This is a genomic window from Streptomyces sp. HNM0575 (assembly GCF_012726265.1).
Classification (GTDB): domain Bacteria; phylum Actinomycetota; class Actinomycetes; order Streptomycetales; family Streptomycetaceae; genus Streptomyces.
In genome coordinates this window covers 421,212-443,037 of record NZ_JAASAG010000007.1, presented here as the reverse complement: position 1 = coordinate 443,037, position 21,826 = coordinate 421,212, and the positions used below count along the sequence as shown (strand labels likewise).

General features: G+C 70.2%; 22 protein-coding genes and 1 rRNA gene. 7 read left to right on the top strand and 16 right to left on the bottom strand.

Annotated features, from left to right (window positions below; all coding sequences use genetic code 11):
• Both HCC61_RS19390 and HCC61_RS19385 read right to left on the bottom strand, forming a co-directional pair.
• Positions 1-69: ribosomal RNA gene (locus HCC61_RS19390) — 16S ribosomal RNA — on the bottom strand; the annotation flags it as partial.
• Between the two features lie 437 nt (positions 70-506).
• Complete coding sequence (locus HCC61_RS19385; RefSeq protein ID WP_169136942.1) at positions 507-1,175, bottom strand: DNA-3-methyladenine glycosylase; 669 nt, start codon at positions 1,173-1,175, stop codon at positions 507-509.
• A 181-nt stretch (positions 1,176-1,356) separates the two neighbouring features.
• On the opposite strand from HCC61_RS19385, the gene HCC61_RS19380 reads away from it, so the two are divergent.
• Entirely contained in the window at positions 1,357-2,139 is a 783-nt protein-coding gene (locus HCC61_RS19380; protein WP_169136941.1) for a sporulation protein, read from the top strand.
• 50 nt (positions 2,140-2,189) lie between these two features.
• Here HCC61_RS19380 and HCC61_RS19375 read toward each other — a convergent pair whose 3' ends face one another.
• Complete coding sequence (locus HCC61_RS19375) at positions 2,190-2,630, bottom strand: barstar family protein (protein ID WP_169136939.1); 441 nt, start codon at positions 2,628-2,630, stop codon at positions 2,190-2,192.
• Between the two features lie 111 nt (positions 2,631-2,741).
• On the opposite strand from HCC61_RS19375, the gene HCC61_RS19370 reads away from it, so the two are divergent.
• Together HCC61_RS19370 and HCC61_RS19365 are read left to right on the top strand one after the other, a co-directional pair.
• Positions 2,742-3,278 carry a YbhB/YbcL family Raf kinase inhibitor-like protein gene (locus HCC61_RS19370; protein WP_169136937.1) on the top strand — a complete coding sequence of 179 codons (537 nt, stop codon included), beginning with the start codon at positions 2,742-2,744 and terminating at the stop codon, positions 3,276-3,278.
• A gap of 416 nt (positions 3,279-3,694) precedes the next feature.
• A complete protein-coding gene (locus HCC61_RS19365) occupies positions 3,695-4,234 on the top strand; it encodes an HNH endonuclease (RefSeq protein ID WP_169136935.1) in 540 nt (179 codons plus the stop codon).
• Positions 4,235-4,286: 52 nt separating this feature from the next.
• On the opposite strand, the gene HCC61_RS19360 is transcribed toward HCC61_RS19365, so the two are convergent.
• The 4 genes from HCC61_RS19360 to HCC61_RS19345 all read right to left on the bottom strand — a co-directional run bounded on the left by HCC61_RS19360 (position 4,287) and on the right by HCC61_RS19345 (position 7,574).
• Positions 4,287-5,060: a sulfite exporter TauE/SafE family protein gene (locus HCC61_RS19360; protein WP_206322668.1), complete on the bottom strand. Its 774-nt coding sequence runs from the start codon at positions 5,058-5,060 to the stop codon at positions 4,287-4,289.
• 203 nt (positions 5,061-5,263) lie between these two features.
• On the bottom strand, positions 5,264-6,229 hold the full coding sequence (locus tag HCC61_RS19355) for an SPFH domain-containing protein (protein WP_169136932.1): 966 nt from the start codon (positions 6,227-6,229) through the stop codon (positions 5,264-5,266).
• A 106-nt stretch (positions 6,230-6,335) separates the two neighbouring features.
• Entirely contained in the window at positions 6,336-6,761 is a 426-nt protein-coding gene (locus HCC61_RS19350; protein WP_169136929.1) for an NfeD family protein, read from the bottom strand.
• A 21-nt stretch (positions 6,762-6,782) separates the two neighbouring features.
• Complete coding sequence (locus HCC61_RS19345; protein WP_169136927.1) at positions 6,783-7,574, bottom strand: ABC transporter ATP-binding protein; 792 nt, start codon at positions 7,572-7,574, stop codon at positions 6,783-6,785.
• A gap of 107 nt (positions 7,575-7,681) precedes the next feature.
• Between HCC61_RS19345 and HCC61_RS19340 the strand changes: the two genes are divergently transcribed.
• Complete coding sequence (locus HCC61_RS19340) at positions 7,682-8,569, top strand: hypothetical protein (protein WP_169136925.1); 888 nt, start codon at positions 7,682-7,684, stop codon at positions 8,567-8,569.
• Positions 8,570-8,663: 94 nt separating this feature from the next.
• Here the strand turns inward: HCC61_RS19340 and HCC61_RS19335 are convergent, their stop codons facing one another.
• Together HCC61_RS19335 and HCC61_RS19330 are read right to left on the bottom strand one after the other, a co-directional pair.
• Positions 8,664-9,308, bottom strand: coding sequence for a response regulator transcription factor (locus HCC61_RS19335; protein WP_169136923.1), 645 nt, complete (start codon positions 9,306-9,308; stop codon positions 8,664-8,666).
• Positions 9,301-10,545, bottom strand: coding sequence for a GAF domain-containing sensor histidine kinase (locus tag HCC61_RS19330; RefSeq protein WP_169136921.1), 1,245 nt, complete (start codon positions 10,543-10,545; stop codon positions 9,301-9,303). The genes HCC61_RS19335 and HCC61_RS19330 overlap by 8 nt, the downstream gene beginning before the upstream one ends.
• A 372-nt stretch (positions 10,546-10,917) precedes the next feature.
• Here HCC61_RS19330 and HCC61_RS19325 point away from each other — a divergent pair, with 372 nt between their 5' ends.
• Positions 10,918-11,598, top strand: coding sequence for a transglycosylase SLT domain-containing protein (locus HCC61_RS19325; protein ID WP_169136919.1), 681 nt, complete (start codon positions 10,918-10,920; stop codon positions 11,596-11,598).
• Positions 11,599-11,781: 183 nt separating this feature from the next.
• On the opposite strand, the gene HCC61_RS19320 is transcribed toward HCC61_RS19325, so the two are convergent.
• A complete protein-coding gene (locus tag HCC61_RS19320) occupies positions 11,782-14,454 on the bottom strand; it encodes an FHA domain-containing protein (protein ID WP_169136917.1) in 2,673 nt (890 codons plus the stop codon).
• 272 nt (positions 14,455-14,726) lie between these two features.
• Between HCC61_RS19320 and serB the strand changes: the two genes are divergently transcribed.
• Complete coding sequence (gene serB, locus HCC61_RS19315; protein ID WP_169136915.1) at positions 14,727-16,061, top strand: phosphoserine phosphatase SerB; 1,335 nt, start codon at positions 14,727-14,729, stop codon at positions 16,059-16,061.
• 240 nt (positions 16,062-16,301) lie between these two features.
• On the opposite strand, the gene HCC61_RS19310 is transcribed toward serB, so the two are convergent.
• The 4 genes from HCC61_RS19310 to HCC61_RS19300 all read right to left on the bottom strand — a co-directional run bounded on the left by HCC61_RS19310 (position 16,302) and on the right by HCC61_RS19300 (position 19,152).
• Positions 16,302-16,829 carry a histidine phosphatase family protein gene (locus tag HCC61_RS19310; protein ID WP_169136913.1) on the bottom strand — a complete coding sequence of 176 codons (528 nt, stop codon included), beginning with the start codon at positions 16,827-16,829 and terminating at the stop codon, positions 16,302-16,304.
• A 114-nt stretch (positions 16,830-16,943) separates the two neighbouring features.
• Positions 16,944-17,198 carry a hypothetical protein gene (locus HCC61_RS19305; protein ID WP_169136911.1) on the bottom strand — a complete coding sequence of 85 codons (255 nt, stop codon included), beginning with the start codon at positions 17,196-17,198 and terminating at the stop codon, positions 16,944-16,946.
• 309 nt (positions 17,199-17,507) lie between these two features.
• Positions 17,508-17,624: an SGM_5486 family transporter-associated protein gene (locus tag HCC61_RS31260; RefSeq protein WP_277349071.1), complete on the bottom strand. Its 117-nt coding sequence runs from the start codon at positions 17,622-17,624 to the stop codon at positions 17,508-17,510.
• A gap of 4 nt (positions 17,625-17,628) precedes the next feature.
• On the bottom strand, positions 17,629-19,152 hold the full coding sequence (locus tag HCC61_RS19300) for an MFS transporter (protein WP_169137048.1): 1,524 nt from the start codon (positions 19,150-19,152) through the stop codon (positions 17,629-17,631).
• 259 nt (positions 19,153-19,411) lie between these two features.
• On the opposite strand from HCC61_RS19300, the gene HCC61_RS19295 reads away from it, so the two are divergent.
• Positions 19,412-20,134: a FadR/GntR family transcriptional regulator gene (locus HCC61_RS19295; protein ID WP_169136909.1), complete on the top strand. Its 723-nt coding sequence runs from the start codon at positions 19,412-19,414 to the stop codon at positions 20,132-20,134.
• Between the two features lie 88 nt (positions 20,135-20,222).
• Here HCC61_RS19295 and fabI read toward each other — a convergent pair whose 3' ends face one another.
• Both fabI and fabG read right to left on the bottom strand, forming a co-directional pair.
• Positions 20,223-20,993: an enoyl-ACP reductase FabI gene (fabI, locus tag HCC61_RS19290; protein WP_169136907.1), complete on the bottom strand. Its 771-nt coding sequence runs from the start codon at positions 20,991-20,993 to the stop codon at positions 20,223-20,225.
• A gap of 1 nt (position 20,994) precedes the next feature.
• Positions 20,995-21,714, bottom strand: coding sequence for a 3-oxoacyl-[acyl-carrier-protein] reductase (gene fabG, locus HCC61_RS19285; protein ID WP_169136905.1), 720 nt, complete (start codon positions 21,712-21,714; stop codon positions 20,995-20,997).
• Positions 21,715-21,826: the final 112 nt, after the last annotated feature.

Here is a 21,826-nt window from a genome sequence, read left to right as displayed (position 1 = left end):
TCGTTCGACTTGCATGTGTTAAGCACGCCGCCAGCGTTCGTCCTGAGCCAGGATCAAACTCTCCGTGAATGCCTCAAAAAGACAGACCACAAAGAGCGGCACAACCAGGAGGAATAATCCCGGCCATGCACAACATCCTCGCTGTCATCAAAGAAATCCCCACCCCAAGGACCAAGCCCCAGGGCACGGGGTATCAACATATCTGGCGTTGACTTTTGGCACGCTGTTGAGTTCTCAAAGAACGGACGCTTCCATCACAACCCATAACAGGCCGCTCCGGGCGCTTCCCTCTCGGTGTCACTACTTTAACGGATTCCCTCGCCGACTCCTAATCAGGGTCCGCGGGGCAGACTTTATGGCGCACCAAAAGCCGATCCCGTCAGGGAAATCGTAGGTAGTGTTTTGTCACTTCCGGGGCGGCGTCTGCGCGGCTTCGGGGCCGTGCCTACCGCCTCTCCGTTTCAGCGACTCGGTCAACGTTAGGTCGTTGGACCTTCAGAGTCAAGTTACTTCTGGCGCCGCCTGGGCTGATGTGGCCGGTAAGGGCTCACCGTGGGGTCCTGGTCGAGCCAGTAGCGCCAGGGGTGGACTGCTCCCGCGCCTCCTACCCCGGTGCGTGGGCCGCTTCGGAGTCGTTCGGGGTCCAAGTCCTCACCAGTCAGGATCCGGAGCGGAGCGTGCTCCTCCGGCGCACAGACGTCTGTGCCGTTCAGGGTCCGGTCCACGTCGAGGGCCGTCGCCAGCCGGGCGGGCCCCTTGGCCAGTTCCGTGTCCTTGCGTGCCTTGGGGCGGCGCTTGCGTGCATGTTCCTCGCCCGTGAGGATCTCGCCGGCGCGCAGCAGCACACCGCTCGCGTGACCCTCGGGGCCGCAGACGAGGTTGAGGCTGAACCACATGCCGTAGATGAAGTAGACGTAGGCATGACCGGGCGGGCCGAACATCGAGGCGTTGCGCTGCGTGCGTCCCTTGTACGCGTGCGAGCCCGGGTCGGCCTCGCCCGCGTAGGCCTCCACCTCCGTGATGCGCAGCACGATGCGTCCGTCGGGTGCGGTGCGTACGAGATAGCGGCCGAGGAGTTCGGGGGCGACCTCCAGGACGGGGCGGTCGAAGAACGAACGGTGCAGCGGTGTGTGGCTGTCGTCGTTCCTTCGCGTACGGTCTCCGCCGGTGATCATGCCGACCGAGGGTAGCTGCTCCGGAGGTCTGGGCTTCCGGTGGGTGATCCGATCATCCTGCTCTGTGGCCGGAACCGCCGGCCGTCGCCGGGCGTACCTCGTAGCGGAGTACGTCGAGGGACGTCGAGATCACGAGTGTTCAGAAGAGGGCGCACGGAAGTGCCTGGGAGGGACTTGAGAGATGGGTTTCAAGAAGCTGTTCGCGAGCCTGGGGGTCGGGAGTGCGTCCGTGGACACCGTGCTCCACGAGCCGAACGTGGTGCCCGGCGGTGTCGTACAGGGCGAAGTGCACATCGAGGCGGGCTCGGTCGACCAGCAGATCCAGGGACTCTCCGTCGGTCTCATGGCGAAGGTCGAGGTGGAGACCAACGACGGTGAGCTGAAGCAGAACATCGAGTTCGGACGGCAGCAGCTCGGAGGGGCGCTGGAGCTCAAGGAGGGGGCCAGGCACACCGTGCCCTTCCAGTTGGGGGTGCCGTGGGAGACGCCGATCACGATGTTCATGGGGCAGCAGCTGACCGGTATGAGCATCGGGGTGTCGACGGAGCTGGCCATCGCGCAGGCCGTCGACTCCACGGACATCGACCCCGTCAACGTCCACGCGCTCCCCGCGCAGCAGGCGATCCTGGACTCCTTCGGGACGCTCGGCTTCCGCTTCCGCTCGGCCGACATGGAGAAGGGGCGGATCCGCGGTACGCGGCAGCAGTTGCCCTTCTATCAGGAGATCGAGTTCACGGCGCCCCAGCAGTACCGGGGGCTGTCCCAGGTCGAGCTGTCGTTCGTGGCCGACGGGCAGCAGATGGACGTCGTGATGGAGATGGACAAGACGCCGGGGATCTTCACGAGCGGCAGTGACTCGTACCGTGCGTTCCAGGTGGATCTGACCGACTTCCACCAGACGGACTGGACGGCGTTCATCAACCAGTGGCTCACGGAGGTCGGGGGGCGCCGCAACTGGCTCTGACGGAGGGGCCCTTCGGGGGCGGTACCGCGCCGACAGGCTGTGCGCCCGGGTCAGCCGAGCAGCACGGAGAGCGGTGCGTCCCGCACGGACCAGTAGCCGACCGCCGCCGTGAACACGTTCACGGCGGTGGCGGCGGACTTGGGGTCGGCCTGCTCGAACCCGGGCCAGCCGGCGGTCATCAGCAGGTATCCCTCGGTCTCCCCCCACCAGGACAGGTCGGTGAGGGAGTCGGCGAGCGCGTCCCAGTTGCGGCCGAACCAGCCGGGCAGTTCGAGACCTGTGGCGCAGCGGTTCATGAACTCGGCCTTGTCGGTGACGTCGCTGAGGTCGATGACCGCGCCCGTCCAGTTCGCGGCGTCCGCCTGCATCAGTACGTCGGGGCCGACGGATTCGCAGCGGTAGACCCCGGGGGGCACACTGCCGTCGAAGAGGCCAGGCAGACCGCCGTCGGGCAGTTCAGGCAGTTCGGGCAGGTCCACGGGACTGGTCATCGTCGCACCACCGCATTGAGGTCTCGTCGTGGCTCCCATGGTGACAAAGAGCGCGTCAACGGCTCGTTAGGCTGGCCGGTGCAGCGATTCGCGCCATCAGGAGGTACCGACGTGACCGAGCAGACGCAACGGCCGCTCCCGCACGACTTCCACCCGCCCGTCCCCTCTTTCCAGGTGGTGAGCGACGACGTCTCGGAGGGCGGCCGGCTGCGCCCGGACCAGCTGTACTCGGAGGGGAACACCTCTCCTCATCTGCGCTGGGAGGGCTTCCCCGCGGACACCCGGAGCTTCGCCGTGTCGTGCTTCGACCCCGACGCTCCGACGGGCAGCGGCTTCTGGCACTGGTTCGTCTTCGACATCCCCGTATCGGTGACGGAGCTTCCGGCGGGTGCCGGGACCGGTGGGATGAAGGGGCTTCCCGAAGGTGCCGTACACGTACGCAACGACTTCAGCACGCGGGACTTCGGCGGGGCCGCGCCGCCGCCCGGCGACGGTCCGCACCGCTATGTCTTCACGGTCTACGCGGTCCAGGACGAGAAGCTCGGTCCGGACGGCGACGCCTCTCCGGCCTTCGTCGGTTTCAATCTGCGGTTCAAGGCGATCGGCAGGGGCCAGCTGATCGGCGTCCACGAGGAGACCGGGGGCTGAGCCGGCAGTAAGGGCCCGGGGCGCCGGGCTGAAATTCCTTTGCGCCCCGTCGTCCCCGGATCGCACAGCGGTGGCGGGCAGTCGGCACCGCAGTGCGGGGACGGCGGGGCGCTTGTGTCTGCGCCGGCCGTCCGCCGGAGCCTGGCCGGGGGCCGGCGACCGCGCCGACTGCCCTTCGTCCCGGCGGGGCTGCTTTCCAGGCGGGCTCACTTTCGCCTCTCCTTCGGGGCTCATATTCCGTACCGGCTTTCTGCATTCCGCGGTACGGCTCTCGTTCTCCTTTCCCTTCACGTCAAGCCTGCGCCGCCTCGGCTTCGGCCTCCGTACCCGGGGCGGAAATTGCGTTGTCCGGCGATCATCGCGACGGCAGAGTGGAGCCACCGCCGCAGGGGCGGAAGGAAACGGGAGGTGGGGGGATGCGCGAGACGCTGATCCTCAATGCCAGCTTCGAGCCGCTGTCGACCGTCTCGCTGCGTCGGGCCGTGGTGCTGGTCATGCAGGACAAGGCCGTGGTCGAGCACGCACATCCCGGGCTCCGCATCCGGGCTGCCGACATCGACCTTCCCGTGCCGCGGGTGATCAGACTCTGCCGGTACGTACGGGTCCCGTTCCGACAACGGGCGCCGTGGTCGCGGCGCGGTGTCCTCGTACGGGACCGGCAGCGGTGCGCGTACTGCGGGCGCCGGGCGACCACGGTGGACCATGTGGTGCCGCGTTCGCAGGGCGGCGGGGACACCTGGCTCAACACCGTCGCGGCCTGCGCGGCGGACAACCACCGCAAGGCGGACCGCACGCCGGCGCAGGCCGGTATGGCGCTCTCGGTGAAGCCGTTCGAACCGACGCCCGCGGACGCGCTGCTGCTCGCCTTGGGCCTCAAGGACGGGGAGAGGCTGCCGGATTGGCTCGCCGTGCCCGGTGCGTCCGTATCCGCGCCGCGGCTTCCCGCGACGGCGTGACCGTACGGAGAGGAGGGGACGAGGGCGAGCGGAAAGCCCTGAACGCCCTTCCTCAGCGCAGCAGTTGCTGGATGATCGCCGCCGTGCCGACCGCGACGACGATCACGCGCAGCGCGGTCGGCGGAAGTCTGCGTCCCACGACGGCGCCGAACTGGCCGCCGACCGCGCTGCCTCCGGCGATGAGCAGTACGGCCGTCCAGTCGAAGTCGGCGACGAAGAGGAAGAAGACGGCGGCGGTGCCGTTCACGAGGGCGCCGAGCACGTTCTTCACGGCGTTGGTCCGCTGAAGCGTCTCGTCGAGGAAGAGTCCCATCAGGGCGAGGTAGATGATGCCCTGGGCCGCGCCGAAGTAGCCGCCGTAAGCGCTGGCGCACAGCATCCCGCCGGAGAGCATGACTCCGCCGTTCTCACGGGCCGACTTGCCGCGCTTCTCCCTGCTGCGTCCCGCGGCACGGGCGAGCCACGGCTGGACGGCCACGAGCAGCAGCGCGACGCCGATGAGCACCGGAACGATCATCTTGAACGCGCTGGACGGCAGCGCCACCAGCAGCACGGCTCCGACCAGCCCGCCGACGAACGCCACGGCGCTCAGCACCAGCACCCGCCGCCGCTGGCCCCGCAGTTCGCGTCTGTAGCCGATGGCGCCGCTGACCGATCCGGGGACGAGGCCGAGGGCGTTCGACACGTTGGCGGTCACGGGCGGGAGACCGACGGCGAGCAGCACCGGGAACGTCAGCAGGGTGCCGGAGCCCACGACGGTGTTGATCGCGCCCGCGCCGACGCCTGCGGCACAGACCGCCACCGCCTCCCAGATGGTCACGCGCAAGCCCCTTCGAGATCAGTGCCGTACACACTGATCATGCCGGAGAGGCTTGCGCCGTGCGCATGCGGGGTTGGCTCATGGGGCGTGCGGGGCGGACGGGGGTTCTCGAAGCGGGGCCTCCGCTTCCGCCCCCGGCGCCAGTTCCGGCCCCGGCTCGGCCCCGCCTCGTCCCCTGCTCCCGCCCCGGGCTCAGTCGAGCTTCGGACTCAGTCGAGCTTCGGGCTCTCCCGCGGCGGCTTCACCATGCTCCCCGCCTGGCCGCCGGAACTCCCGCTCGCGCTGCCGCCGTTCCCGCCGCCGGGCTTGAAGCCGTCGAGCGCGCCGCCCAGTCCCTTGAGCGCGTCGCCGATCTCGCTGGGGACGATCCAGAGCTTGTTGGCGTCGCCCTCTGCGATCTTCGGCAGCATCTGGAGGTACTGGTACGAGAGCAGCTTCTGGTCCGGGTCGCCGGCGTGGATCGACTCGAAGACCGTACGGATGGCCTGCGCCTCACCTTCGGCGCGCAGCGCGGCCGAGCGGGCCTCACCTTCCGCTCGCAGGATCGACGACTGCTTCTCGCCCTCCGCGGTGAGGATCTGCGACTGCCGTACACCTTCCGCCTGGAGGATCGCCGCGCGCTTGTCGCGGTCGGCGCGCATCTGCTTCTCCATCGAGTCCTGGATGGACGTCGGCGGCTCGATCGCCTTCAGCTCGACGCGGTTGACGCGGATGCCCCACTTGCCGGTGGCCTCGTCGAGGACGCCGCGCAGTGCGGCGTTGATCTCCTCGCGGGAGGTGAGCGTCCGCTCCAGGTCCATGCCGCCGATGATGTTGCGCAGCGTGGTGACCGTGAGCTGCTCGATGGCCTGGATGTAGCTGGCGACCTCGTACGTGGCGGCGCGGGCGTCGGTCACCTGGTAATAGATGACCGTGTCGATGTTGACGACCAGGTTGTCCTGGGTGATGACGGGCTGCGGCGGGAAGGGCACGACCTGCTCGCGAAGGTCGACCCTGTTGCGGACCGTGTCGATGAAGGGGACCACGATGTTCAGACCCGCGTTGAGAGTGCGGGTGTAGCGGCCGAAACGCTCGACGATGGCGGCGCTCGCCTGCGGAATGACCTGGATCGTCTTGATGAGTGCGATGAAGACCAGCACCACCAGGATGATCAGGACAATGATGATGGCGTCCATGCGCCCCCCTGCATGTATGTCACTGATATGAGGTCGTCGGGACCGACAACAATCGTCCCACCGCAAGTCGCCGTGTACTCGCGGTTGTTGAGGTTACTGCTGTCCGTCATCTCATCACGACCGCTGTGGCCCCGTCGATCTCGACCACGTCCACCTGTGCGCCCGGCTCATAGGCTTCGCCGGTGTCCAGGGCGCGCGCCGACCAGACCTCGCCGGCGAGCTTGATCCTTCCCCCCTGACCGTCGACCCGCTCCAGCACCGTCGCCTGGCGCCCGGTGAGCGCGTCGACTCCGCTGCTGAGCTTCGGGTGCTGCCTGCGGGAGCGGCGGGCGATCGGCTGCACGACGGCGATGAGCGCCGAGGAGACCACGGCGAAGACGAGGACCTGCGGCACCATTCCGCCGCCCAGCCCGGCCGTCACGGCACCGGCGACACCGCCCATGGCGAGCATCCCGAATTCGGGCATCGCGGTGAGGACGAGTGGAATTCCCAGCCCCACGGCGGCTATCAGCCACCAGATCCATGCATCCACATGGACATGGTAGGCGCGCGATCAGCTCAGGGGCAGACCCTGAGCGGTCCAGCGCTCTCCCCGGCTCTCCACCACCAGCGGCAGCCCGAAGCAGCGCGAGAGATTGCGCGAGGTCAGCTCGGTCTCGATCGGGCCGGCTGCCAGCACCTGTCCCTGACGGATCATCAGTACGTGCGTGAAGCCGGGCGCGATCTCCTCGACGTGGTGGGTGACCATCAGCATCGAGGGTGCGTACGGGTCGCGCGCGAGGCGGCCCAGTCTGCGCACCAGGTCCTCGCGGCCGCCGAGGTCGAGTCCGGCCGCGGGCTCGTCCAGCAGCAGCAGTTCGGGGTCGGTCATCATGGCGCGGGCGATGAGGGTGCGCTTGCGCTCGCCCTCGGAGAGGGTGCCGAACTTGCGGTCCAGGTACTCGGTCATGCCGAGCCGGTCGAGAAAGGCGCGTGCGCGCTCCTCGTCCACCTCCTCGTACTGCTCCTGCCAGTGCACCGTCATGCCGTACGCGGCGGTCAGCACCGTGCGCAGGACGCTCTGGGAGCGGGGAAGCTTCTCCGACATGGCGATGCCCGCCATGCCGATGCGCGGGCGGAGCTCGAATACGTCGACGGCGCCGAGCCTGTCGCCGAGGACGGTGGCCGTGCCCTTGCTGGGGAAGAGGTAACTGGAGGCGAGGTTGAGCAGAGTCGTCTTGCCGGCGCCGTTGGGCCCGAGGATGACCCACCTCTCGCCTTCCTTGACCGACCAGGAGACATCGTCCAGCAGAGCATGGCCGTCGCGGACCACCGATACGTCCACCAGCTCCAGTACTTCGCTCATGAGCGCGTTGTCTCCCAAATGCAGTCGCCGTTACCCGTGCCTTGTGAGCAGAGTCCCCAGCCAAACCTACGCCACGCGTTCGAGGGCGCGTTCCCTAGGCTGGGGACATGCTCGATGAACCACGTTCGGGACGCCTGGCCGCTTGGGGAAACGCCTTGCTCGCCGCGCTCGTCTCGCCCGACGAGAGCGCACAGCGGATCACCGGCGAGGACGCGGTGCATCGCGTGGTGGGGCTTCCCGCTGCCTCCGGTGCGTACGCGGACTCCGGTGCGTACGCGGAGACGGAGCCGGAGCCCGTCGGGCTGACCCTGGCGCTGGGCCGGCTGCGGTCGCTGGGCACGCTGGGGTTTCGGGTGGCGCTCCCCGTGCCGGGCCATCCGCTGGGGCTGAGCGGGCCGCCGGAGTTCAACTCCCGTGCTCTGGAGGCCGGTGAGGCCGTGATCGCGACGGGCGCCGCCCTCGGGCTGGTGCCGGAGGCGTACGAGGTGGGCCCGGAGGGCGACGTGCACGCGGAGGTCACCTGGCACTGCCTGCCCGTACGTGAGGCGCCGCCCGCCGACGTGCCCTCGCTCGGTGAGGCCGAACGCGAACTGGCCGAGGCCATGCGGGACGCCACCGAGGTGCTGACGGAGCTGGACGTGGCGGGCTCGGGCCCGGTGGCGGACGCGGCGCTGGCGGCGTACCGGGCGCGCATGGAGGCGGGGAGGCAGCTGCTGGCGCCGGGATATCCGTCGCGTGCGGTGCGGGTGCTGGAACTGGCGCAGCGGGTGCGGGCGCTCGTGGCGATCGCGTACGGGGAGGAGGGCGACGGCCGTCCCGGCGGTGCCGGCGGCGGCGTGGCCGGCACCGGCGGCCGTGAGCACGGCGGCGCGGTGAGCGCTTCGCAGATCGCCGCCCGCGCGGAGGCGCTGCGTCCGGTGGAGCGGACGGCGAGGCGGGCGCAGGTCGCGGCGTACAACGCCTATGCGGAGGAGCTGGAGCGCAAGCGGTCGTGAGGAGGGCCGGACGCCCTTCGCGCCGGGGCACCGGGGCCGCCCCGCCGGGGCACGGGGGCCGTCCGCCCGGTCACCGGGTCCGGCCGCCGGGCCGTCAGTCGGTGAGCCCGTGCCGTACGGCCCACAGCGCGGCCTGGGTGCGGTCGGCGAGGTCGAGCTTCATCAGGATGTTCGACACGTGCGTCTTGACCGTCTTCTCCGAGAGCACCAGGGTCCGGGCGATCTCCCGGTTGGAGCGGCCGTCGGCGATCAGCTCCAGCACCTCCCGCTCGCGCTCGGTGAGCACGGAGCCCCGGCCGCTGCCCGTGCCGCCTCCGGCGTCGTCCGCGAGCAGCGTGCCCGCCACCTCGGGCTGGAGGAGCACATGGCCCGCGTGTATGGAACGGATGGCTCCGGCGAGGGCGTCGGGGTCGACGTCCTTGTAGACGTATCCGGCCGCGCCTGCGCGCAGCGCGGGTACGACCGTGCGCTGCTCGGTGAAGCTGGTGACGACGAGGATCCGTGCCGGGTTCTCAAGGCGCCGCAGCTCCCGCAGCGCCTCGATGCCGTCCATACCGGGCATCTTCACGTCCATCAGGACCACGTCGGGGCCCAACTCCCCGGCGCGCGCGACCCCTTCCTCTCCGTCGGCGGCCTCGCCGACCACCTCGATGTCGTCCTGGATCTCGAGGAAGGTGCGCAGTCCGCGCCGTACGACCTGGTGGTCGTCGACGATCAGTACGCGGATCGGGTCAGCCACCCGGCACCTCCAGTGCGACGACCGCTCCCTTCCCGGGCGCGGATTCGACGGTGAGCGTGCCGCCTACGCCGGCCGCCCTGTCCCGCATGGAGACCAGGCCCAGATGCCTGCCCGCCTTCCGTACGGCCCGGGGGTCGAAGCCGCTTCCGTCGTCGGTGACGCGCAGGCGCGCCCCCGTGCCGGCGTAGGCGAGTGTGACTCCGACGTGCGAGGCCGCCGCGTGGCGCAGCGCGTTGTGCAGGGCCTCCTGCGCGACGCGCAGCAGCGCCTCCTCCTGGGCGGCCGGAAGAGCCCGCGGGGCGCCCTCACCGTCGAAGGTGACCCTCGCGGAGTGGGCGCGGTCGAGGACCTGCGTCTGGGTACGAAGGGTGGCCACGAGCCCGTCCTCGTCGAGGGCGGCGGGGCGCAACTCGACGACGGCGGCGCGCAGTTCCTCGGAGGCGTCGGCGGCGAGACGGCCGATCTCGTGGAGTTCGCCCTTGGCGCGGGCGGGGTCGCGGTCGACGAGCGCGGCGGCGGCCTGTGCGGTGAGCCGCAGAGAGAAGAGCTTCTGGGCCACGGCGTCGTGCAGGTCGTGGCCGATGCGGGCGCGCTCGCCGGCGATGGTCAGCTCACGGCTGCGTTCGTAGAGGCGGGCGTTGGTGAGGGCGATGGCCGCGTGCTGCGCGAGCAGGCGCAGCAGCTGCTCGTCGTCCTCGGTGAAGGCGCAGACGCGCTCGTGCTCCCCGGTGACCGGGGACTGCGAGCCGGCGTCGGTGCCGGTGTCCGAGCCGACGTCTGCGTCCGCGTCTGCGTCTGCGTCTGCGTCTGCGACCTGACGTCCCGGCGTGCACTGCTTGTTGGCGAGGAAGAGCGCGGCGAGCACCTCTTCGCCGTCGGCGACGGGCATGCCGAGGAAGTCGGCGAGTTCGGGGTGCGCCTTCGGCCAGCCCTCGAAGCGGGGGTCCGTGCGTACGTCGGCGAGCCGCTGCGGTGTGCCCTCCTGGAGCATCGCGGCGAGGATTCCGTGCTGCCGCGGCAGCGGTCCGATGGACCTCCACTGCTCGTCCGTCACGCCGTCCACCACGAACTGCGCGAAGCCCCCGTGGTCGTCGGGCACGCCGAGGGCCGCGTACTCGGCGTCCAGCAGCTCGCGGGCCGAAGTGACGATCGTCTGGAGCACGTCGCGCACTTCGAGCTGTCTGTTCATCGAGAGGATCGCGGCGCTGACGGCCGTGAGCCCTGAGCTGCGGAGCATGCCGTCACCGTACTCGCGGGAGGTGCACGGCGGATCGGGCACGGGCCGGGCCGCGGCGGGGGTCCGGAGACCTAGGACCTGAGACCAGCTGCGTGACTCTGCGTTTATAGCTTCTACACACTGCGTAAATGTAATCGGGTGTGTGGTGTGAGTCGCCGCATAGGACCCAGATCACTTACGAACCCGCTTAGTAGTCATTGTCCACTGACCGGACGTGCAGCGCTGGCACGTCAAGGCCTCCGCTCTGCTCCGATTCCACTACCAAGGTTAGTAATGGTGGTTTTTGCCCGGTGACTTAACGGCAGCTGAGAATGTCTGCCGCCGTAGCGGCCACCGTCGCTGCGGTCCGCGAACTGGAAGAGGTTTCCTCCCATGAGCGTTCCCAATCCCGAACGCCACGGCAGGCTGTCCCGTCTGCACAAGATCTCTGCGGCGACCGGTGCCGCAGCCGTCGGTGTCACCGCATTCGCGTTCACCGTCGTACCAGGTCAGAAGAGCAGCGGGAGCGTGACTGCCGGATCGGAGATGGCTGCCAAGCCCGTCGCGCTCCAGACCGCCGCGGACGGCCCGGCGGCGCAGAAGGTGAGCATCGACGCTCAGACTTCCGCCGCCGACGACCGCGCACGCGCCCACGCCAAGGCCGAGGCCCGCAAGAAGGCCGAAGCGAGGGCGGAGGCACGGCAGCAGGCAGCCAAGAAGGCCGAACGGGACCGTGAGCGCAGGCTGGCAGCCAGCCGCTCGGCGGAACGGACCAAGGCGTCGCCCTCGGGTTCACCGAAGCAGGTCGCACGGCAGATCATCGGCAGCGAGACGCAGTTCCAGTGCTTCTCCCAGATCGTCGAGCGCGAGAGCGGCTGGAACATCCACGCGCAGAACCCCAGCGGAGCGTACGGACTGGTGCAGGCGCTGCCCGGCTCGAAGATGTCCTCGGCCGGGCCGGACTGGCGCAACAACGCGGCCACGCAGGTCAAGTGGGGGCTGAACTACATGAAGGACCGTTACGGCAGCCCCTGCGGCGCGTGGTCCTTCTGGCAGTCCAACAACTGGTACTGAGCCGGGTGCCCGGCGGTTCCGGTCGGGCGGGTCCCGGTCCGGCGTCGTAAGGGCAACGCGGAAGAAGAAGGGCAACACGGGAGAAGAACGCACAGCAGAACGGCAGAACGGCAGAACGAGGCGGCGGCATCCCCGAGGGGGTGCCGCCGCCTCCGTGCGTCGTGAACTGCCGTGCCGTCGCCGCTACTTGCGCATGACCTCCGGCTCGTGACGGCGCAGCAGCCGTGCCACCACGAAGACCAGAGCGACGCCGAGGCCCAGCAGGACGATCATGTCCAGCACATAGGTGCCGGCGGTGTGCTCCCACAGCGGGTCCGGGTTGCCCTTCTCCCACGGCAGCAGCGTGTTCATGTCGGCCGTGGCGCCCATCGCGGCGACCGCCCAGCGGGAGGGCATCAGCCAGGACAGCTGGCCCACGCCCGGGGTGTCGAAGAGCTGGAAGAGGACGCCGGTGAAGACCACTTGGACGATGGCGAACATCACCAGCAGCGGCATCGTCTTCTCGGCCGTCTTCACGAGCGACGAGATGATCAGGCCGAACATCATCGAGGTGAAGCCGAGCGTGATCACGGCCACGGTCATCTCGACGGCGGGGAGGTTCTCGGCGAGCACGCCCTCGCTGGGCATCTCGCGCGGGGCGAAGCCGATGGCGGAGATGATCACGCCCTGCACGGCGGTGACGAGGCCGAGCACGAGCACCTTGGACATCAGATACGCCGAGCGGGACAGGCCGGTGGCCCGTTCGCGCTCGTAGATGACCCGCTCCTTGATCAGCTCCCGCACGGAGTTGGCGGCTCCGGAGAAGCACATGCCGACCGCGAGGATGAGCATGATGGTGCTGGCGTCTCGGTTGGTGCGGCCGTTGGTCAGCGGTCCGTAGCCCAGGCCGTAGTCGCTGGGGATCAGGGTGCTGACTCCGCCGAGTACGAGCGGAAGGAGCACGGTCAGCGCGAGGAAGCCCTTGTCGGAGGCGATGACGGAGGTGTAGCGGCGCACCAGCGTCCAGAACTGGGAGCCCCAGCTCTGCGGCTTCTGCGTACGGGCGGGCGGCGCGTGCACCTGCTGGGCCTGCTGCGGGGCGGTGGAGTCGAGGTCGGCCGCGTACATCTGGTAGTGCTGCGAGCCGTGCCAGCGGCCCATCCAGTCGTAGTCGCGGTAGTTCTCGAAGGCCGAGAAGACGTCCGCCCAGGAGCTGTAGCCGAAGAAGTTCAGCGCCTCCTGGGGCGGTCCGAAGTAGGAGACGCCGCCGCCGGGGGCCATCACCAACAGCTTGTCGCACAGGCCGAGTTCGGCCACGGAGTGGGTGACGACGAGGACCGTGCGGCCGTCGTCGGCGAGGCCGCGCAGGAGCTGCATGACGTCGCGGTCCATGCCCGGGTCGAGGCCCGAGGTGGGCTCGTCCAGGAAGATCAGTGACGGCTTGGTCAGCAGCTCCAGGGCGACGGAGACGCGCTTGCGCTGGCCGCCGGAGAGCGAGGTGACCTTCTTGTCGGCGTGCACGTCCAGCTTGAGTTCGGCGAGCACCTCCTCGACGCGGGCGTTGCGCTCGGTCTCGGCGACGTCGCCGGGGAAGCGCAGCCGGGCGGCGTAGCGCAGTGCCGTACGGACGCGCAGCTCCTTGTGGAGGATGTCGTCCTGCGGGACGAGGCCGATGCGCTGCCGCAGTTCGGCGAAGTGCTGGTAGAGGTTCCGGTTGTCGTAGAGGACCTCGCCGACGTCGGCGGGGCGGTAGCCGGTGAGCGCGCGCAGCAGCGTCGACTTGCCGGAGCCGGACGGGCCGATCACGCCGATCAGCGACTTCTCCGGTACGCCGAAGGTGACGTTGTCGAGGATCACCTTCCCGTTGTCGACCTTCACCGTCAGATGGCGGGCCGAGAAGCTGACCTCGCCGGTGTCGACGAACTCCTCCAGCCGGTCGCCGACCAGCCGGAACGTCGAGTGCCCGACGCCGACCGTGTCCTGCGGAGTGATCACCGTGGAGCCGGACTTGGGGAGGGGCTGGCCGTTGACGTACGTGCCGTTGTGCGAGCCCAGGTCGTGGATCTCGAAGCGGCCGTCGGGAGAGGCGCGGAACTCGGCGTGGTGGCGGGAGACCTGGAGGTCGGAGACGACGAGCTCGTTCTCCAGGGCGCGGCCGATGTGCATCACCCGGCCCAGGGCGAGCTGGTGGAAGGTGGTGGGGCTGCGGTCGCCGCCGCCCTGCTGGGCTGTCCCTCCCTGCTGGGATATTCCCTGCTCGGGGCGGGGGTGGGGATGCACGGGCTGCCCGCCCTGATGGCCTTGCTGCGGCGGGACGCCGGTTCGTCGGTGCTGTTGCGGAGGCGGCGCCTGCTGTCCCGGCTGCTGTTGCTGCCAGCCCGGGTGCTGCTGCGACTGCTGCCAGCCCTGCTGTTGAGGCGCCTGCGGCTGCTGCGGCGGTCGCTGTTGCGGCGGCGCCTGGGTCGCTCCCGCCTGCGCCGCCCCGGGACCTCCGGCCCCCTGCTGCCGGGGCTCCGGTCCGGTGGCGGCCTGCGCGCTGTGGACGGCACCGCCGGGCGCCGCCGCTGCCGCTCCGCTCCCCGACAGGTCCAGCCTCGGACCGTCCTGCGCGTTGCCCAAGTGCACGCTCATGCCCGGGCGCAGCTCCATCTGCTGGATGCGCTGCCCTCGTACGTACGAGCCGTTCGTGCTGCCCTGGTCCTCGATGACCCAGCCGTGACCGCCCCACCGGATGGTGGCGTGACGCCACGAGACCCTGGCGTCGTCGATCACCACGTCCCCCTGGGGATCGCGTCCCACGCGGTACGGTCTCGACGGTTCGAGAGTCCAGGTCTTTCCGTTCAATTCCAGTACGAGTTCCGGCACTCCATGCCCCATAAAGTTGTCCCCCGAGTGACTCCCTGCGCGGGGAGCCTAGGGATGGCGAACATCGGGGGAACTATTTCAGGCCCCGCCCGCCGACAGGAAGTCGCCCCATGTCACAACCCCTCGTCAGCTGTGACAGGACGGCCACCGCGACGGGCCGGGAATGCAAGGGGACGGCGAGTGCGGCTGCCCCTCCGGGCCGGTAGGCCTTGCGGAGCGCTTCCCCGCTGCCGGGAGCCCCGGGAGGGTCGTGCACACCCCGCAGCGATACCGTTGGACACACCATGACCACATCGCCGGCCACTCCGTCCTCGTACGCCGACACCCCCACACTCCTGGTGAAGATCTTCGGGAGGGACCGGCCCGGCATCACGGCCGGACTCTTCGAGACCCTGGCCTCCTTCTCCGTCGAGGTCGTCGACATCGAACAGCTCGTGACCCGTGGCCGCATCACGCTGTGCGCCCTGGTCACCGCCCCGGGCACGGGGACGGCCGGCACCGGTGAGGCCGCCGCGCACGCCACCGCGAGCGAGGGCGAGCTGCGGGCGACCGTCCACGGCTGGGCCGAGTCGATGGGGCTCGAAGCCGAGATCATCTCCGGCATGGGCGACAACCAGCCGCGCGGCACCGGCCGGTCCCATGTGACGGTGCTCGGACAGCCGCTCACGGCCGGCTCGACGGCCACGATCGCCGCCAGCATCACCTCCACGGGCGGCAACATCGACCGCATCTTCCGTCTCGCCAAGTACCCGGTCACCGCAGTGGAGTTCGACGTCTCCGGCGCCGAGACGCCCACGCTGCGCACGGCGCTCGCGCTGGAGGCCGCCAGGCACGGCGTGGACATCGCGGTGGTCGCCTCCGGCCTTCAGCGCAGGGCGCAGCGGCTGGTCGTGATGGACGTCGACTCCACGCTCATCCAGGACGAGGTGATCGAGCTCTTCGCCTCCCACGCCGGATGTGAGGACGAGGTCGCCGAGGTCACCGCGCGCGCGATGGGCGGGGAGCTGGACTTCGAGCAGTCGCTGCACGCGCGCGTGGCGTTGCTGAAAGGGCTGGACGTCTCGGTCGTGGACAAGGTGCGCAAGGACGTACGGCTCACACCGGGCGCGCGCACTCTCGTACGTACGCTCAAGCGGCTCGGATACCAAGTGGGCATCGTCTCCGGGGGGTTCACGCAGGTCACCGACGCGCTCCAGGAGGAGCTGGGTCTCGACTTCGCCGCCGCCAACACCCTCGAGGTGGTGGACGGAAAGCTCACGGGCCGCGTCACCGGCGACATCGTCGACCGGGCGGGCAAGGCGCGGCTGCTGCGCCGATTCGCGTCCGAGGCGGGCGTGCCGCTGGTGCAGACGGTCGCCATCGGCGACGGCGCGAACGACCTGGGAATGCTCAACGCGGCAGGTCTCGGCGTCGCGTTCAACGCCAAGCCGGTGGTACGGGAGGCCGCGCACACCGCGGTCAACGTGCCCTTCCTCGACACCGTGCTGTATCTGCTCGGTGTGACGCGCGAGGAGGTCGAGGCGGCGGACTGCACCGGCGACGAGGACGACGCGAAGGACGCGGAGAACGCGAAAGACGCCGGATTCGAGGGGCGTGGAGGCGGCCCCGCCGAGGGCTGACCCGTTCGTACATGCGCCGGTCCCGGCCGGAACTCCGGCCGGGACCACGGTGGTTCGCACAACGGGTGCACGTGCTGATCGCGTATCGCGTATCGCGTATGGCTCGGTCTGCGGACCGCCCGCCGATTCGCGTAGGTGCCGATTCACTTGGGGACTCGCGAACGGTTCGCGTCATGACTCGCGTACGTATCCGCTGCCGCGTACGTATCCGCCTGCGGAGGGCCCGCACGGCCCGTGAGATCACTCCGGAGGCTCGTGCGGCTCCCAGTAGCTGGTGAGGGTCGCGACTCCCGGCTCGACGGACTTCCACGAGCCGTCGAAGCGCAGCACCGCGACCGTCGAGGTGGGAAAGCCGTTGCGAGTCATGCGCTCCAGCGAGTCGCCCTCGGCGTCGCCGGTCAGGGCCTCCGCGACTCCCTGGATTCCCGGGTTGTGCCCGATGACGAGCAGGTCGTGCACGTCGTCGGAGACTCCGTTGAGCACGGTGATGATCTCGCCGGGCGAGGCTTCGTAGAGACGGTCCTCGTAGACGGTCTTGGGACGCTGCGGCAGGTGGTGGGCGGCCAGTCTCCAGGTCTCACGGGTGCGGACGGCGGTCGAGCAGAGGGTCAGTCCGGGGGCGATGCCGTGCGTGGCGAGCCACTCGCCGACAGCCGGCGCGTCCTTGCGGCCGCGGTCCGCGAGGGGGCGCTCATGGTCTGCCACATCAGGCCAGTCGGCCTTGGCGTGCCGGACTAGGACGATACTGCGGGGCACATCGACGCTCATGTTCTCCAGCTTCGCACGAAAAGCGGTGCTGGGCGGAGGGTGTTGACGGTGCACAGAAGACGGTACGGGGAGGGGGCGGGGCCACGGGCGGGAGCCACGGGGCCGGGCCCGCGGTCAGCCCAGCAGCATGTGGGCCGCGCGTTCCAGCACGGCGAGGACCACCGCTCCCCCGGACCCTTCGGCCCGCTGCTGCGCGGCGTTCGCCTGCGGCCCGCCGACCAGCAGCATCAGCAGCATGGCGAAGGCCAGCACCGGCAGAGCCGCGGCCCACCACGGCAGGCGCGCGCGGCCAGCCGCGGGCGGAGGCCCCCGGCGCGCGGCCGGAGGCGGGGAGGCGGGGCGGTGGCTGCGGGCCCGGGTCGTGGTCATGGGCTCGTCTCCCTGGTCCGTGGTTCGTCGGCGTCGATACGACGCTACGGACGCGGAGGCGTGCGCCCCATCCGGTGATCCACCCACTTACCCCTGACTCAGCCCCCCTAGGGGTGGTGGGGCCAGCACCACCCTTGCCCGCAGGGCCTCTTGAGCGTCCTGAGGCATCGCGGGCGACTACGGGAACGAGGTCTGGCGGATACGGGAACGAGGCCCGGCCGGCACGCTCGGCCCGGGCCCGGCAGCACGAGCAGCTCGGACGGCCAGGCGCCCCCGGACGACAGGGGCAGCCCGGACGGCACGCTCGGCTCAGGGCGCGACGAGCGTCGCGACGACCCCCACGAGGATCAAGATCCCGAAGATCACGGCGAGGATCCCGAGGAGCTTCTTCTGCCCGTTCTGCGGATCCGGTTCAAGCACTGGCATGCGGTCAGTCTCGCACCCGGCGGTCGTCCTCGATCACCCGGTCCCGCCCCGCCAGCACGCCCGTCACGGTCTGTGCGACCAGCAGCGCCGTCATCAGCAGCAGCGGTACGTCCCATCCGCCCGCTGCGTCGTGCAGCGCGCCCACGAGCAGCGGCCCGGGGATGGAGAGCAGGTAGCCCGTGCTCTGTGCGAAGGCGGAGAGCTTGACCACGCCCGCGCTGCTGCGCGAGCGGAGGCCGATCATCGTAAGGGCCACGGGGAAGGCGCAGTTGGCGATCCCCAGCAGCAGCGCCCACACCCAGGCTCCCGCCGCGGGGGCGAGCCACAGCCCCGCATAGCCGGTCAGCCCGCTCACCCCGAGGGCCACGACGAGAGGGCCCTGGTGCCGCATCCGGGCCGCCAGCCTCGGGACGACGAAGGCCAGCGGCACGCCCATGCCCATCGTTACGGCGAGCATCAGTCCGGCGGACGAGGCGGAGACCCCGGCGTCGCGGAAGATCTGCGGAAGCCAGCCCATGATGATGTACGCGGCGGACGCCTGGAGCCCGAAGAAGGCGCCCAGCGCCCAGGCGGTGGGCGAGGTGCCGATGCGGATCCGCGTGCCGTCGGGCGCGGAGGACCGCCGGTCCGGCCGTGGCGTTGTTGTCGCTGTCCCGGAGCCGCCGGAGGTTCCGGGGGTGCCGGAGGTTCCGGGGGCGGCCGAGGTTCCGGGGGCGGCCGTAGTCGAAGGGGCGGCGTCCGCGGGGCTCTCCGGCCCCGTGTCCCGTGCCGTACCTCCCGTGTTCTCTTCCGCGAGCCCCGGATCGTGCTCCGCGAGCCCCGGATCGTGCTCCGCGCGGCGGCTGTACGGATCCCTGAGCACCACCGCCCACGGCAGCAGCGCCAGCACCCCGAGCAGCGCCCACGCGCCGAGCCCGGCACGCCAACTGCCGCCCAGCGCCCCGGTCATGGGCACTGTGACGGCCGCCGCGCAGGACGTGCCGAGCGCCAGGCCCATCGAGTACAGGCCCGTCATCGAACCGACCCGGGTGGGGAACCAGCGCTTGACGACGACCGGCATCAGCACGTTGCTCACCGCGATTCCGGCGAGCGCGAGGGCGCTCGCGGCGACGAAGGCCGCCGTGCCGCCGGCGAGCGGCCGCAGCGCGAGCCCCGCGGTGATCGTGATCATGCCCGCGAGCACGACAGGAACGGGACCGCGGCGCCGCGCGAGCCGGGGCGCCAGGCTTCCGAACACTGCGAAGCACAGGGCCGGGACGGAGGTCAGCAGGCCCGCGACCGTGCCGCTCATGCCGAGGTCGCTGCGCACTTCCTTCAGCAGCGGGCCGAGTGCCGCGATGGCGGGACGGAGATTCAGCGCGGCCAGTACGAGCCCCACGGCGACCACGCGCACCGCCCAGCGCGGGGCGCGGGCGGCGGGCGAGGGGCCGGAGACGCCGGAGACCGGTGCGGTGCCGGGCGCCCCGCAGGTCCCTGATGCCCCGGCCTTCGCGTCGAGTTCGTTGCGCTTCAGACCGTCGTCCGTCATCACCATGGACCCCATCATAGAATCATGGGATGAATAACCCCTACCGGTGTCCCGGTACCGGAGAACCCGTCGTGACAAACGCCTCAACACGGGCCGGCGCCCCCGGATCCGATCGGTCCGCCGGATCTAATGGCTCTGCCGCACCGGCCGCATCGGCCACGTCGGCCGGACCCGCCGGACCCGCCGGACCCGCCAGATCAAGCGGACCCGACCGGCCGGCCACCGGCCCCAACCGCCGGACCGCCACTGGGAGTTGCAGATGACCCTGTCCTCGCCGCAGCGCTCCGCCCTCGCCGACCAGGTGATCGCGGCGCTGCGTACGCAGATCACCTCGGGTGAGTGGCCGGTGGGCACGCGCATCCCCACGGAGCCCGAGTTGGTGGAGGAGCTGGGGGTCGCGCGCAACACCGTCCGCGAGGCCGTACGGGCGCTCGCGCACAACGGTCTGCTGGACATCAGGCAGGGCTCGGGCACGTACGTCGTGGCGACCAGCGAGCTGGCGGGGGTCATGCAACGGCGTTTCGCCGACGCCGATCCGCACCATGTCGCCGAGATGCGCGAGGCGTTGGAGACCTCCGGGGCGCGGCTGGCGGCGCTGCGCCGCACCCGGCAGGATCTTGCGCAGCTGGACACGCTGCTCGAACGGCGCGAGGCGGCCTGGAAGTCGGGGGACGCGGAGCGCTTCGTCGAGGCCGACGCCTCACTCCACCTGGGCGTGCTCGCCGCCTCGCACAATGACGTGCTGACGGCCGTGTACGCGGATCTCGGCGAGGTGATGCGCGACTTCCTGCGGCTCGACATCGGCGAGGAGCTGCGTCCCGAGGCGCACATGGACCACGCGGGGCTGATCGGCGCCATCCATGCCGGGGACGCGGAGGAGGCGGCCCGTGAGGCCGCCTCCCACACCCAGGAGTGGCGCTGCGGCTCGGACCCGGGGAATTCGGGGAAGGCGAAGTCCCCGCTGTCCGCGGAGAGTTCGTAGTCCGCCGGCGGTGGTCCGGGCCGCGTACGGCGCACGCCGGAGGCCGCACGCCCGCCGTGTCAGGAGCCTCGGAGACGTCAGGGGCGCGTCAGGCGCCCATCATGTGCACGCCGCCGTCGACGTGCACGATCTCCCCGGTCGTCTTCGGGAAGAAGTCGGAGAGCAGTCCCACGACGCCGCGTCCCGCCGGATCCGGGTCGGTCAGGTCCCAGCCGATCGGGGCCCGGTGGTTCCACACGTCCGCCAACTCCTCGAAGCCCGGGATGGACTTGGCAGCCATGGACTTGATGGGGCCGGCCGAGACGAGGTTGCAGCGCACGTTGCGCCCGCCCAGATCGCGGGCCAGATAGCGGTTGGTGGACTCAAGTGCGGCCTTGGCGACGCCCATCCAGTCGTACTTGGGCCACGCGATCTGCGCGTCGAAGGTGAGCCCGACGACCGAACCGCCCCGTGTCATCAGCGGAAGGCAGGCCGTGGTCAGGGACTTCAGCGAGTACGCGGAGACCTGTACGGCCGTGCCGACGTCCTCCCAGCTCGCCTCCAGGAAGTTGAACGCGCCCTGCGGCCCGAAGGCGATGGAGTGCACGATCCCGTCGAGCCCGGCGCCCTCCCCCAGGTGCTCGCCGATCTTCTCCGCGAGGGAGTCCAGGTGCTCCTGGTTCGTGACGTCCAGCTCGATCACGGGCGCCTCCTTGGGGAGGCGCTTGGCGATGCGCTGCACCAGGGTCAGCCGGCCGAAGCCGGTGAGCACGACCTCCGCGCCCTCCTCCTGCGCGATCTTCGCCGCGTGGAAGGCGATCGACCCCTCCGTCAGCACGCCCGTGACGAGGATGCGCTTGCCTGCGAGGATTCCGCTCATCTCAGTGCCCCATGCCCAATCCGCCGTCGACAGGAATGACGGCTCCGGTGATGTACGCGGCCTCCTCGGAGGCGAGGAAGCGGACGGAGGCGGCGACCTCCTCCGGCCGGGCGTAGCGGCCCAGCGGAACCTGCTTGACGATGTTCGCGCGCTGCTCGTCGGTGAGCACGTTCGTCATGTCGGTCTCGACGAAGCCCGGCGCTATCACGTTGCAGGTGATGTTGCGGGAGCCCAGTTCACGGGCGAGCGACCGCGCGAACCCGATGAGACCCGCCTTTGAGGCCGCGTAGTTGGTCTGTCCCGCCGAACCGAGCAGCCCGACGACGGAGGAGATCAGCACGACGCGGCCGCTGCGCGCGCGCAGCATCCGCTTGGTGGCGCGCTTGACCACGCGGAAGGTGCCGGTGAGGTTGGTCTCCACGACGGCGGCGAAGTCCTCCTCGGACATCCGCAGCAGCAACTGGTCGCGGGTCACACCGGCGTTGGCGACGAGCACCTCCACCGGGCCCTGCTTCTCCTCGATCTCCTTGTAGGCCCTCTCCACCTGTTCGGGGTCGGTGATGTCGCACCGGACCGCGAGGCAGCCGAGGTCCGCGAGTTCCTTGGGGGGCTCGCCCGTACGGTAGGTGACGGCGACGTCGTCCCCCGCTTCGGCGAAGGCCCGTGCGATGGCGAGGCCGATGCCGCGGTTGCCTCCCGTGACGAGTACCGAGCGGCTCAAGGTCGGACCACCCTTTCTGCGATCTCCCGCGCTGCCGCGTGCGTGACGAGGAGGCGGCCGGTGTCTGTCCCTAGGAAAGCTATATGTGCGCGGGGCGATTCAGGGAATCGGG